This is a genomic window from Caballeronia udeis, from assembly GCF_044909315.1.
In the GTDB taxonomy this organism is placed as follows: Bacteria; Pseudomonadota; Gammaproteobacteria; order Burkholderiales; family Burkholderiaceae; genus Caballeronia; species Caballeronia udeis_A.
Genome location: NZ_JBIYEB010000028.1, coordinates 1 through 12,824 on the forward strand (window position 1 = coordinate 1; position 12,824 = coordinate 12,824).

The 12,824-nt window shown below is 62.6% G+C and carries 11 protein-coding genes; 7 read left to right on the forward strand and 4 right to left on the reverse strand.

The window, feature by feature from the left end; all coding sequences use genetic code 11:
* Nucleotides 1-312 precede the first annotated feature (312 nt).
* Both fba and ABH944_RS33540 read left to right on the forward strand, forming a co-directional pair.
* On the forward strand, nt 313-1,377 hold the full coding sequence (gene fba / locus ABH944_RS33535; protein ID WP_404611718.1) for a class II fructose-bisphosphate aldolase: 1,065 nt from the start codon (nt 313-315) through the stop codon (nt 1,375-1,377).
* Between the two features lie 401 nt (nt 1,378-1,778).
* On the forward strand, nt 1,779-2,681 hold the full coding sequence (locus ABH944_RS33540) for a phosphoribosylaminoimidazolesuccinocarboxamide synthase (RefSeq protein ID WP_404611720.1): 903 nt from the start codon (nt 1,779-1,781) through the stop codon (nt 2,679-2,681).
* Between the two features lie 4 nt (nt 2,682-2,685).
* On the opposite strand, the gene ABH944_RS33545 is transcribed toward ABH944_RS33540, so the two are convergent.
* On the reverse strand, nt 2,686-2,826 hold the full coding sequence (locus ABH944_RS33545) for a hypothetical protein (protein WP_404611722.1): 141 nt from the start codon (nt 2,824-2,826) through the stop codon (nt 2,686-2,688).
* A 66-nt stretch (nt 2,827-2,892) separates the two neighbouring features.
* Here ABH944_RS33545 and purE point away from each other — a divergent pair, with 66 nt between their 5' ends.
* The 3 genes from purE to ABH944_RS33560 all read left to right on the forward strand — a co-directional run bounded on the left by purE (nt 2,893) and on the right by ABH944_RS33560 (nt 5,730).
* Nucleotides 2,893-3,420 (forward strand): 5-(carboxyamino)imidazole ribonucleotide mutase, encoded by a 528-nt coding sequence (gene purE, locus ABH944_RS33550; protein ID WP_404611724.1) that lies wholly within the window; start codon nt 2,893-2,895, stop codon nt 3,418-3,420.
* Between the two features lie 67 nt (nt 3,421-3,487).
* On the forward strand, nt 3,488-4,675 hold the full coding sequence (locus ABH944_RS33555; protein ID WP_404611726.1) for a 5-(carboxyamino)imidazole ribonucleotide synthase: 1,188 nt from the start codon (nt 3,488-3,490) through the stop codon (nt 4,673-4,675).
* Between the two features lie 5 nt (nt 4,676-4,680).
* Complete coding sequence (locus tag ABH944_RS33560; RefSeq protein WP_404611729.1) at nt 4,681-5,730, forward strand: L-threonylcarbamoyladenylate synthase; 1,050 nt, start codon at nt 4,681-4,683, stop codon at nt 5,728-5,730.
* Nucleotides 5,731-5,933: 203 nt separating this feature from the next.
* Here the strand turns inward: ABH944_RS33560 and ABH944_RS33565 are convergent, their stop codons facing one another.
* The 3 genes from ABH944_RS33565 to ABH944_RS33575 all read right to left on the reverse strand — a co-directional run bounded on the left by ABH944_RS33565 (nt 5,934) and on the right by ABH944_RS33575 (nt 10,095).
* Nucleotides 5,934-7,118 carry an SGNH/GDSL hydrolase family protein gene (locus tag ABH944_RS33565; RefSeq protein WP_404611731.1) on the reverse strand — a complete coding sequence of 395 codons (1,185 nt, stop codon included), beginning with the start codon at nt 7,116-7,118 and terminating at the stop codon, nt 5,934-5,936.
* 247 nt (nt 7,119-7,365) lie between these two features.
* Nucleotides 7,366-8,868, reverse strand: coding sequence for a D-alanyl-D-alanine carboxypeptidase/D-alanyl-D-alanine endopeptidase (gene dacB / locus ABH944_RS33570; protein ID WP_404611897.1), 1,503 nt, complete (start codon nt 8,866-8,868; stop codon nt 7,366-7,368).
* Nucleotides 8,869-9,126: 258 nt separating this feature from the next.
* Nucleotides 9,127-10,095 carry a LysR family transcriptional regulator gene (locus ABH944_RS33575; RefSeq protein WP_404611733.1) on the reverse strand — a complete coding sequence of 323 codons (969 nt, stop codon included), beginning with the start codon at nt 10,093-10,095 and terminating at the stop codon, nt 9,127-9,129.
* A gap of 145 nt (nt 10,096-10,240) precedes the next feature.
* Here ABH944_RS33575 and ABH944_RS33580 point away from each other — a divergent pair, with 145 nt between their 5' ends.
* Both ABH944_RS33580 and ABH944_RS33585 read left to right on the forward strand, forming a co-directional pair.
* Nucleotides 10,241-11,551, forward strand: coding sequence for an MFS transporter (locus ABH944_RS33580; protein ID WP_404611735.1), 1,311 nt, complete (start codon nt 10,241-10,243; stop codon nt 11,549-11,551).
* Nucleotides 11,552-11,570: 19 nt separating this feature from the next.
* Nucleotides 11,571-12,815: a Zn-dependent hydrolase gene (locus ABH944_RS33585; RefSeq protein ID WP_404611737.1), complete on the forward strand. Its 1,245-nt coding sequence runs from the start codon at nt 11,571-11,573 to the stop codon at nt 12,813-12,815.
* Nucleotides 12,816-12,824: the final 9 nt, after the last annotated feature.

Here is a 12,824-nt window from a genome sequence, read left to right on the forward strand (position 1 = left end):
AAGGCGGCCCTAAACCGCTTCACTATCCAGTTCGAAGACCGGATGTCGCCGCGTTAAACGAAAACCCGTTTACACAAAATCCGGGACACCCTCATTAACGCCGGCTGTTAAGCCCGATACCAGCATCCCAAGCTTTGTCCCTGCTGCATCCTCGCCCTACCCACGTCCCCAAAAAACCGCCACCGGTGCGAACGAGCACATAGGCCGCTTATCGGCCCGGCTAAAATATTACAAACCTGGCGATGCCCAAAAGAGCAAAAACACCGCAAACAGCCAATAAAAGACTTCGTTCCATCTCAAGGAGTTTTACCCATGCCTCTCGTATCAATGCGTCAACTGCTGGACCACGCGGCTGAAAACGGCTATGCGCTCCCAGCATTCAACGTCAACAACCTGGAGCAAGTACAAGCCATCATGTCCGCTGCCGACCAGGTCAATGCACCGGTCATCATGCAGGCCTCCGCCGGCGCGCGGAAATACGCAGGCGAAGCGTTCCTGCGTCACCTGATTGAAGCAGCGGTCGAGTCATATCCCCATATCCCGGTCGTGATGCACCAGGACCACGGACAGTCCCCCGCAGTCTGCATGGCCGCCATCCGCAGCGGTTTCACCAGCGTCATGATGGACGGCTCGCTTGAAGCCGACGGCAAGAGCGTCGCATCGTATGAATACAACGTCGACGTCTCACGCAAGGTGGTCGAAGCAGCCCATTCCATTGGCGTGACGGTGGAAGCCGAACTCGGCGTGCTCGGCTCGCTCGAAACCATGAAGGGCGACAAGGAAGACGGTCACGGCGCCGAAGGCACGATGACCCGCGAGCAGTTGCTCACCGACGTTGAACAAGCCGCCGACTTCGTGAAGAAAACCCAGTGCGACGCGTTAGCTATCGCTATTGGCACGTCGCATGGTGCGTACAAGTTCACCAAGAAGCCAACGGGCGATATCCTCGCCATCCAGCGCATCAAGGAAATCCACCAACGCATCCCGAACACCCATCTGGTGATGCACGGATCGTCGTCGGTGCCGCAAGACCTGCTGGCCGAAATCCGCGAATTCGGCGGCGACATGAAGGAAACCTATGGCGTGCCGGTCGAGGAAATCCAGGAAGGCATCCGTCACGGCGTTCGCAAGGTGAACATCGATACCGACCTGCGTCTGGCAATAACGGGTGCAATTCGGCGCTATTTCGGCGAAAATCCGTCGAAATTCGATCCGCGCGACTATTTGAAACCCGCCCGCGAGGCGGCGAAGAAGATTTGCCTCGAACGCTACATGCAATTCGGCTGCGAGGGCCAGGCGAGCAAGATCAAACCGGTCCCGCTCGATAAAATCGCCGAGAAGTACAAGTCCGGCGAACTGGCTCAAATCGTCCGCTAAGCAAGTCGAGACAAGCGCTTTGGCCCGGTCTGACCGGGCTTGCAGCGCCAGCCTGCCTTGGGTCAAAAGTTGATTGATAAGCCCGGGGCAGGCGTTTGAACGGCCCGCTGGACGGCCTTTTTTGAGATGGCCATCCTCGACGGCGTAGCGGGCGGTTTCGTCTGCGGCCTCGCCGTCGATGAACCAAAATCGAGTCGTCCGCCCGACCCGTTTACAATAGAGGTGAGTCGCGCTTGTCGCCCGGTTTTGCGCCGGGCATCAAACCGCAGAATGAATGCAAAGGCTGACCCCGGGCGCCTGACAGGGCCAGCCGACACGAACCGCCGTTCCCGCAATTCCGGGGAACGGCGTGTTGGTTTTTTCTCTCAGCCTGATTTGCGGCACTTTTCCGGTAGATGACGATGTCCACCCCACATTCCCCGCTGTACGAATCCACGCTGAAATCGTTGCCCCTGCTTGGCCGCGGCAAAGTCCGCGACAACTACGCAGTCGGCAAGGACAAACTCCTGATCGTGACCACCGACCGCCTCTCGGCGTTCGATGTGATCATGGGCGAGCCCATTCCGAACAAGGGCCGCGTCCTGAACCAGATGGCCGATTTCTGGTTCGCGAAGCTTTCGCACATCGTGCCGAACCACAATACGGGCATCGATCCGGCAACCGTCGTTGCCGCCGATGAAGCCGATCAGGTCAAAGGCCGCGCCGTCGTCGTGAAGCGCCTGGAGCCGATCCTCGTGGAAGCGGTCGTGCGCGGTTATCTGGCCGGTAGCGGCTGGAAGGACTATCAGGCCACGGGTTCGGTCTGCGGCGTGGCATTGCCGCCGGGCCTGAAGAACGCGGAAAAGCTGCCCGAGCCGATTTTCACGCCGGCAGCGAAGGCGGAAATGGGCCATCACGACGAAAACATCACCTACGATGAGATGGAACGCCGGATTGGCACGGAACTCTCGGCCACCATCCGCGAAATTTCGATCAAGCTGTACAAGGAAGCGGCCGAGTACGCGGCAACGCGCGGCATCATCATCGCGGATACGAAGTTCGAATTCGGGCTGGACACGCGCGGCGAACTGTTCCTGATGGACGAAGTGCTGACGGCGGATTCATCGCGTTTCTGGCCGGCGGACGGTTATCAGGTGGGCACGAACCCGCCGTCGTTCGACAAGCAATTCGTGCGCGACTGGCTCGAAACGCAAGCGTGGGGCAAGACGCCCCCGGCGCCGAAGCTGCCCGACGATGTGGTCGCGAAAACGGCCGAAAAGTATGAAGAAGCGCTGCAACGGTTGACCGGGCAGTCGCTGGCGTAAGGTTTCAGGCGGCCAGGATGGCGCTCGCTGCGGCGGGCGTTTCCTGTGGCCTGGCCGCCGTAACGGCCGGGAAAAAGCCGCGGGCGCTCAACGCACCCAAGTTTGCATCGCCGAGCCCGGAAAGCCGTTCCACGATGACCGGCAAGCTATCAATCCGCATCACCCGAAAAAGGCCGCCGAAGGCCTGTCCACCCCAAAGGAATGCAGCACGATGAGCGAAGTCCAGACCGCCGCCGCGGCCCACACGCACGACGCACCGTTGATCGGCGTGTTGATGGGTTCCAGTTCCGACTGGGACGTGATGAAAAACGCGGTCGCGATCCTGCAGGAATTCGGCGTGCCTTACGAAGCGAAGGTTGTATCGGCGCACCGCATGCCCGACGAAATGTTCGCCTACGCCGAAAGCGCGCGGGCGCGTGGCCTTGCGGCGATCATCGCGGGGGCGGGCGGCGCGGCGCATTTACCGGGCATGCTCGCCGCCAAGACCACGGTGCCGGTGCTGGGCGTGCCGGTATCGAGTAAATATTTGAAGGGCGTGGATTCGCTGCATTCGATCGTGCAGATGCCCAAGGGCGTGCCCGTGGCGACGTTTGCTATCGGCGAGGCGGGGGCGGCGAACGCGGCGTTGTTCGCGGTCTCCATACTCGCTGTCACCCAAACGGCCTACGCTGACAAGCTCGCGGCATTCCGCGCGCGCCAGAACGACGCAGCGCACGCCATGGTCCTCCCGCCGCTGTAATCGTAGCCGTTTCACGTAACACCTCCGGCAATATTTCCGGCCGAGACTGATTGACCGACCCCACAAGATGAACGCACACACCCAACCCAGTTCTCCCATCCAGCCGGGCGCATGGCTCGGCATGGTCGGCGGCGGCCAGCTTGGCCGCATGTTCTGTTTCGCCGCGCAGTCCATGGGCTATCGCGTGGCGGTCCTCGATCCGGACGAGGCGAGTCCCGCCGGTTCCGTCGCCGATAAACACCTGCGCGCGGCCTACGACGACCCCGCCGCGCTGACCGAACTCGCGCGCTTGTGTGCGGCGGTATCGACGGAATTCGAGAACGTGCCGTCCGCCAGCCTCGATTTCATCGCGAAAACCACCTTCGTGAGCCCCGCCGGCCGGTGTGTCGCCATTGCGCAGGATCGTGTGGCGGAGAAACGGTTTATCGCGAGCGCGGGCGTGCCGGTGGCGCCGCATGTGGTGATCGAGTCGCCCGAGGCGCTGGCCGCCTTGAGCGACGAACAGATCGCCGCCGTATTGCCGGGCATTCTGAAGACGGCGCGCCTGGGCTACGACGGTAAAGGCCAAACAAGCGTGCGCAATGTGGATGAAGTGCGCACGGCTTACGGGTCGCTCGCGGGCGTGCCGTGCGTGCTCGAAAAGCGCATGCCGCTGAAGTTCGAGGTGTCGGTGCTGATCGCGCGCGCGGGCGACGGGAAGTCGGCCGTCTTTCCGCTCGCGCAGAACCAGCACGTTGGCGGAATTCTGGCGAAGACCGTCGTGCCGGCGCCGGATGCGTCGCCTGCTCTCGTGGCCCAGGCGCAGGACGCCGCGCTGACTATCGCCGCGAAGCTGGATTACGTCGGCGTGCTGTGCGTGGAGTTTTTCATCCTCGAAGACGGGACGCTGATCGCGAACGAAATGGCGCCACGCCCGCACAATTCCGGCCACTACACCGTAGATGCCTGCGCGACCAGCCAGTTCGAGCAGCAAGTCCGCGCGATGACCGGCATGCCGCTCGGCGACACACGCCAGCATTCGCCGGCCGCCATGCTGAACATTCTCGGCGACATCTGGTTCGAAGGCGCGAAAGCGCGCACGCCGCCGTGGCATGACGTGATGGCGTTGCCGACTGCGCGCCTGCATCTGTACGGCAAGGAAGAGGCGCGGCCCGGCCGCAAGATGGGCCATGTGAATTTCACTGGGGCCACGCTGGAAGAAGTGCGCACAGCGGCGCGCGATTGCGCCCGCATGCTGCACATTGCGCTGGACTGACCTCGATGACTTTCGACACCCCCACCGTCGCGCAGATCCGGGAGGCGGCCACGTTGCTCGACGCCGGCCAGCTCGTCGCGTTTCCGACGGAAACCGTCTACGGACTGGGCGGCGATGCCGAGAATCCCGAGGCCATCGCGCGGATCTATGCGGCAAAGGGGCGGCCGTCGAATCATCCTGTGATCGTGCATCTCGCGCCCGGCAGCGATCCGGCGTACTGGGTCCAGACGCTTTCAGCCGACGCGCAGAAACTGATCGATGCTTTCTGGCCCGGCCCGCTCACGCTGATCCTCAAGCGCGCGGCGCACGTGCCGGCGGCGGTCAGCGGCGGGCAGGATTCCGTCGCTATCCGCTGCCCGTCACATCCGGTCGCGCAGGCGCTGCTCACCACCTTCAGCACCCTGCGCGATGGTCATGGCGGCGTGGCGGGGCCATCGGCGAACCGGTTCGGGCATGTCAGCCCGACCACGGCGCAGCATGTCCGCGACGAATTCGGCTCAAGCGTGCATGTGCTCGATGGCGGGGTGGCGAATGTGGGCATCGAATCTACAATTCTTGACTTATCACGGGGCTTTCCCGCGTTGCTCCGGCCGGGGCATGTGAGTCCGCTGGAGATTGCGGACGTGCTTGGCGTGATGCCGCGTCTGCCCGATGGCAGCGACGCCAGCGCGCCACGCGCCTCCGGCACGCTGAAGGCGCACTACGCGCCGCGCACGCCGCTCAGTTTGCTGCCGTTCGCGGCGCTGGAACGGATGCTCGCCGCGCATCCGGCGAGTGGCGGCAAGAAGCTGGCGCTGGTCGCGCGGGCATCGAGCGCGGGTAAATGGGCCCACGCGCCAAATGTCCATTTCGTTGCTGCGCCTGATGACCCGCAGAGCTATGCACGCGAACTGTACGGTCTGCTGCGCGCGCTCGATTGCGCGAATGTCGAGCGGATTTTGATCGAGACGCTGCCGGATTCGACGGAATGGAGCGCGGTGAACGACCGGTTGGGACGCGCGGCGGCGGCGTTTGAAGAGCAGGGGTTAGACGGGCGGCCGGCTGGCGCCACGTGAGGCAAGATCACCTAAAAAAGCCTTTCGAATCATGGGTCAAGGCGATTTGAATAGTTAAGATACAAATAAGTTTCTAAACCCGCCTGCGAAAATGCGGGGCAATAAATTCCCAGTCTGACGGCGACGGGAAGCGCCCCCAAAATGCAAAATGCCCGGTCAGAAGAAGACCGGGCATTTTCTATTTCACGCTCCTCCAGCCGGGATTATTTCCCCAGCCCGCTTGCAGCAATCTGCTGCTCCACGAACGTGGAGAACAGTGCGTGCAGATGCGTCGTCGGGTGGACCGTGTCGGCGTACATGTACGACTGGTCCGCGCCGGCCACCGTATAGGTTTGCGGCGAGCAGAACAGCGACGTAGCGAATGCCGACGGATCCGGCTCGCCCAGCTTGGTCGCGGCAGCGGTCATCGCGGCGAGATTGCAGGCCGTGCCCGTATTCGACACCGTGAAGCCGTTCGCCTGAAAGTTCGCCTGGATACCGTCCACCCAGCTGTAGGCGTCGACGTAGACCACCTTCGACAACAGCCCGGCCTGCTGCAGCGCGCCTTTCAACGTGCCGTTGAACAACTGCGTCACTTGCGAGAAGGTCACGCCTTGATCGGCGCTGGCCAAGCCCAGCGGCGCTCCGCCAATATCAGGAACGGTCGATACCACCACGTGCGTTGCACCGGCTTGCAGCACTCGGCCAACCACCGTCGCCAGGTCGATTGCGGCCTGGCTGATGGCGCTCGTCGCGGCAGTCTGCGCAGCGGCGCCCGCTGCCTGCGCTTGCGCCGGCGTGATGGTTCCCGCGGCAAGCTGGGCCTGGATGCCGGCGGCAGTCGCTTGCTCGACGGTCAGGTTGTAGAAGATGTCGTTGGCGCCGCCGTTCACCAGCACGAGCTGGTTGGCGTTGAACGAGCCATGCGACGTGATGAACTGGGTCACCTGGTCGTTGATCGGGATCGTCGTGGCCTGTGAGTAGTCGGCGTTCGGCGTGCCCGGCGTGGCATGGCCAACGCCCGGCTGCAGCGTCACGCGTGCGCCGCCTTGTGCATAACCCAAACCGCTGGCCGCCGAAAGCGGGATGCCGAAGCCGCCGGTATTCGCCGCGGTCAGCGTGCCGCCGTAATACTGCGCGACGTTCTGGGTCCAGACTTGGCCGGGATTGGTCGTGAAGCGGCCGCCGCCGAAGTTCGCTGCTGCGACCGGCGCATACGTGCCCACGTCCGAGAGACTGTCGCCAAACGACACCACTTGCAGCGTCACACCGCCCGGGGGCGTGCTGTTGTTATTGCTGCTGCCGCCGCAAGCGGCCAGCAATGCAAACGCGGCGCATGCCGTGGCCGTCTGGACGGCGAGCAGCCAGCGCGTTTGACGCGCAGCGGGTTTCGTCAGGGCAGGTTTCATTGACTTCATCTCCTCGGTCCTCGTTTATCTGGTCATGTGGTCTGCACGCCGTTTCGAGTTTTCTGTCGGCTGGCTTTCCGCTTGGGCGCTGGCTTCAAACGACACGCACTGCGGACAATGCGTGTCGTCGGCTTGGCGTGGCGATAGCTTACCGAATCTTTAAGAGGATTTGAGATTGTTTCCTACGAGGGTTTGCCTGTGCTTGCAGACTGGGCTTCCTCGGGTTCTAAGCGGGTCAGGAAGCGCCTCATTCAGCCGATGCCGTGCGGCGCGCGCCTTCATAAACCCACTCGAGCAGCGCGTCATGCGCCGCCCGCGCCGCTTCGGCGCGCGGATCGTTGATAAAACTCACGACCACGTAGCTCTCGCCGTTCTCCGCGCCCACATAGCCGGCGATGGCCCGCACGTCGCGCAGCGTGCCCGTCTTGATGTGGGCGTTACCGCCCGCGCCCGCGTTGGTTAGCCGGTTGCGCATGGTGCCGTCCACGCCCGCAATGGGCAACGACTCGATGAAGACCTGTGCCACCGGACTCGAATTCGCTGCCGTGAGCAGGTCGGCGAGCGATTGCGCCGTGATGTGTTCTTCGCGCGACAGGCCCGAGCCGTTATCGAGGTAGAGGCCGGTCATGGGCAGCGCGCTCCGGTGCAGGAACGCCTGGATCGCCGCCGATGACTTCTGGGTTGTTGCGGGCGGTTTGCCCATCGCGGCGCCAATGGTCAGGAACAGGTTGCGCGCCATCACGTTGTTGCTGAACTTGTTGATGTCGCGAACGATATCCGACAACACCGGGCTGCGGTGCGTGCCGACCAGCCTCGCGCTGACCGGCGTCGGGCCTTCGCGCGTGGTGCCGTTGAAGGTCCCGCCCGCCTGTTTCCACAGCGCCAGGAAGCCGCCGGCGAAGAAGGTGGAGTGGTCGAGTGCGGCGACGTTGATGGTGCGTGGGCCGCAGCGCAGCGGATAGTCGCCGATAAACGACGCCTGCACGAAACCGCCCGTGGTTTGCGCCACGCTCGGCGACGCCGCCGGCAGGGAGCCCGCGCAAGCGCCGCGCGTGACGTGCAGTTCGTTGTCGATCTGCAACTGCGCGAGTTGCGGCAGCACGTCGATCGCTACCTGGCCGTCCGGGCTCGGCGTCAGCGTGAACGACAGCGATTTGAACGCATACAGCAGCGGATCCGGGCCGACGTTGTAGGGCGCGCTTTCGTCGGCGTCGAAGGCGGGGAGGTCGCGCGTGGACGTATCGAAGTAGCGTTTGTCCAGCACCAGCGCACCATCAATGCCCGTGATGCCGTTGCGGCGGATCTGGTCCACCAAGTCGATGAGTTCTTCCGGCACGAGTTTCGGATCGCCCGTGCCCTGGATATACAGGTTGCCGTGAAGGACGCCATTTGCATCGACTTCACCGTCGGCGTAGGCGGTGGTTTTCCAGCGGTAATCCGGGCCCAGCAGCGACAAGCCCGAGTACGTGGTGACCAGCTTCATGGTGGAGGCGGGCATCATCGGCTCGTTGGCATTGATCGCGACGAGCGGCACGCCGTTGCCGCCAATCCGCTCGACCACTACGCTCATCGATGAAAGCGGCACGTGGGCGCGTGCCAGCGCCGCCATGACGGTGGCCGGCAGCGGGCCGGCCGGGACGACGACGCGCTTGTTGAACTTCGACTTCTTCGCCGCGGCGCGTTTCGCCGTTTGCTGCTGCGCTTCCGCTTTGGGACCGCCACTGCCGCGGGCCTCGACCGGCGTGTTCATCGCGAAGGTGAAAGTGGCTGCGCTTATGACCAGGGTCGCGGCTGCACGCCAACGTTTGACAAGTGGATTTTTCCTGTTCAAAAAGGGGGCTCTATACATGTGGTCGGATCGTGATGTCGTGCGGTTTTGCGGATTGCAGGGCGAGGGGCACCCGAGCGGTGCGGCTATTGTATGGGGGTTCTGCTTACGGTTTAAGGTTTGCCGGCTTTCATCCGGCGTCGGGTGCGAAGCCCTGGCGCCCCGCAGTCCACCCAGGACTCAGCGCGGGGCCAGCCGCTCGGGTAGTGAATAACGTTGCATCGTGCGCTCCATGCCATCGAGAAACGCCTGCTCCGCCGCGTTCATCTTGCGTCCGCGATGCCACAACAGATCGACGTCGACATCGACCAGACCTTCCTCCGGCGGCAAACGCCAGAGGCGCTGTTGCGTGAGGTCGTCGCGGACAATGTGCTCGGGCAGGCAACCAATGCCGTATCCCGCGAAGATCAGCCGCCGCACTTCGTCCAGGCTGGGCGATGCCGCCACGATCCGTCCCGTGAACCCGCGCTGGTCGCGAAAGACGGTCAGCGGCGACAAGCTGTCGCCAATCTGGTCGCTCGTGAACGACACGAAATTCTCCGCGAGCAGGTCTTCCATGGACAGCCCGTGCCGTCCAAACAGGCGATGGTACCGGCCGCAAAAAATGGCGTATCGCTGGCGCAGGAAACACCGCTGCTCGAGTTTATCGATAGGTGTACGGCACAGGCTGAGCCCCGCCGTCGCGGTCTTTTGCAGCAGCGACGAAATGATGTCCGACGAACGCATCACTTCGATATGCAAGTCGATGCGCGGATAAGTCCGGTGAAATTCGCCGAGAAACTCGTCGTACACGCCGGAGTCGATGCGACTCACCGTCAAGAGCCGGATCGAACCGGTGATGTCCTCGCTGCGGTCATCGAGTTCGGTCTCTAGCCGCGACATGTGGCCATAGATATCGCTTGCGATCCGGTACACCTCGTCGCCCGCGCGCGTGGGTTCAAAGTGCGGACCGCGGCGCTGGATCAGGCTGCGCCCGAGCGTGTCTTCCAGGCGCTTGAGCGCCTGGCTCACCGCCGGCTGGGTGAGATGCAGGCGCGCGGCGGCGCGGCTCACGCTGCGCTCCTGCATGATCACCAGGAAGGTCCGCAGCAGGTTCCAGTCGAGCCGGTCATTCAGGAATCGCGTGATATCCACACGCCGTTGAGTCATGAAGAGGTCCGTTGTACAGGCAGAGGTATTAGCCAAATTTATACGGTGAATAATAAATCGAAATTGGACTAATGTTTTATGGCTGGCGATAAAACAGCCTGACAACATGTTGATGTGTTGTATCCGCAGCGCTTCAGGAGCCACCGTGACCCCAGCACCCATTTCAACCCGCCAGCCCGTGCGCGCGGCGACCGCCGCTTTTATCGGCACGATGATCGAGTGGTACGACTTCTACATCTACGCCACCGCCGCCGCGCTGGTGTTCGGCGAACTGTATTTCCCGTCGCATGATCCGTTCATCAGCACCATGGCGTCGTTCGCCACCTTTGCCGTTGGTTTCTTCGCACGGCCCCTGGGCGGTCTGATCTTCGGGCACCTTGGCGACAAGATCGGCCGCAAGAAAGCGCTGATGACCACGCTGATGATGATGGGCGTGGCGACCGTATGCGTCGGTTTGCTGCCGGCTTATGCGAAGGTCGGTGTGCTCGCGCCGGTCCTGCTCGTGCTGCTGCGTGTGGTGCAGGGCATCGCGGTCGGCGGCGAATGGGGCGGAGCGGTGTTGATGGCAGCCGAACATGCACCCAAGGGGCGGCGGACATTCTTCGCGTCGTTCGCGCAATTGGGCAGCCCGGCCGGACTGATCCTTTCGCTGATCGCGTTCCGCGCGGTGACATCCATGCCGCATGAGGAGTTCATCGCGTGGGGCTGGCGTCTGCCGTTCTTGATAAGCGCGGTGTTGCTCGTGGTCGGCATCATGATTCGAATGGGTGTGAACGAGTCGCCGGAATTCGAGCGCGAGAAGTTGTCCAAGCGCACGGTTGAATTGCCGATAGCCGAAGTGTTCCGCTCATCGGGCGCGCTGGTCGCGTTCTGCATTGGCGCAAATACGATCGGCATTGCGGGCGTGTATTTCACCAACACCTTCATGATTTCGTACACCACGCAGTATGTGGGCGTGACGAAATCGCTGATCCTCGATTGCCTGTTTGCGGTTGCAATCATCCAGTTCCTCACGCAGCCGCTCGCCGCTTGGCTGGCCGAAAAGATCGGCGGTGCGCGCTTTCTCAAGCTCACGGCGCTGTGCGCGATGATCTCGCCGTATCCCATGTTCATCCTCGTACAGAGCGGCAACATGGTGTCGATGATTATCGGCATCGCGATTGCGGTGGTCTGCATGGCGAGCTTCTATTCGGTGATCGCGGGTTTTGTCAGCGGCGTGTTCCCGGTGCGTGTGCGCTACTCGGCAATCTCGATTTCTTATCAGGTCTGCGGCGCGATTGCGGGCGGTTTGACGCCGCTCGTGGGCACCTGGCTTGCACATAAATTCACCGGTCAATGGTGGCCGCTCGCGGTGTTTTATACGTGTCTCGCCGGGATTTCACTGCTCTCTATCGTCGCACTCGATGCGCTGAAACATCGCCGTGCCGACGCTCCGGAAGCACTGGCGACTCGCTGAATCTGGAGGCTACCGAATCATGTTGAAAATCGACGGTCCGCGTTTGTGGGCGACCCTGATGGAGATGGCGAAAATCGGCGCGACCTTGAAAGGCGGAGTGCGTCGCCTTGCATTGACGGAAGAAGACCGGCGCGGGCGCGAGTTGTTCGCCACGTGGTGCAGCGAAGCAGGAATGACGGTGCGTACCGATGAAGTGGGCAACTTGTTCGCGCGTCGCGAAGGCACGGACGCGAACGCGAAACCGGTCTTGATCGGCAGTCACCTGGATACACAACCGGAAGGCGGTCGCTTCGATGGCGTCTACGGTGTTCTGGCCGCGCTCGAGGTGGTGCGCACGTTGAATGATCACGATGTGGTGACCGGGAAGGCCATCGAGATCGTCTCGTGGACAAACGAAGAGGGCGCGCGTTTCACGCCGGCCATGCTCGGCTCGGCAGTGTTTGTCGGCGCGACGCCGCTGGACACTGCGCTGCAGACCAAGGACGCTGAAGGCGTGACGTTGTGCGAGGCGTTAAACGAAATCGGTTGTGCGGGAACACGCGGACTCGGTGTTCAACACGTCGATTCGTATTTCGAAGCGCATATCGAACAAGGGCCGATTCTGGAGAGTCACGGCAATCCTATCGGCGTTGTCACCGGCGGGCAGGCAATCCGCTGGCTCGATGTCGAAGTCACGGGCGTTGCCGCGCACGCCGGCACGATGCCGATGCCGTATCGGAAGGACGCGTTGTTTGCGAGTGCGGCGATGGCGCTTGAACTTGAAGCTATTGCGCAAGGTTTCGCGCCGCTTGGACTGGTCACGATCGGCCAGGTGGACGTGCCGAATTCATCGCGTAACACCATTGCGGGGCGCGTTGTGTTCACCGTCGATTTGCGTCACGCCGACGACACGAAAATCGACGCGATGGAAAACGAAGTGCGTGCGGCTTTCGGCAAAATCGCCGCGGACCGAGGGCTTGAAGCCGACATCGCAACGTACTGGAAAAGCCCCGCGACACCGTTTGATTCCACGTGCGTCGATCTCGTGGAAGACGCCGCGAAAGGCTTCGGCTACGCCTACGAGCGCATTGTCAGCGGCGCGGGTCATGACGCCATCCACCTCGCGCGGCATGTGCCCACGGCCATGGTCTTCATCCCCTGCGTGGATGGGCTGTCGCACAATGAAGCGGAGGACGCGCTTCCCGAAGACGTTACCTGCGGCGCGAACGTTTTGATCAATGCGGTACTGGCGCGTGCGGTAATTGGCGCGACGATCACCGCGTAACAAGGACCC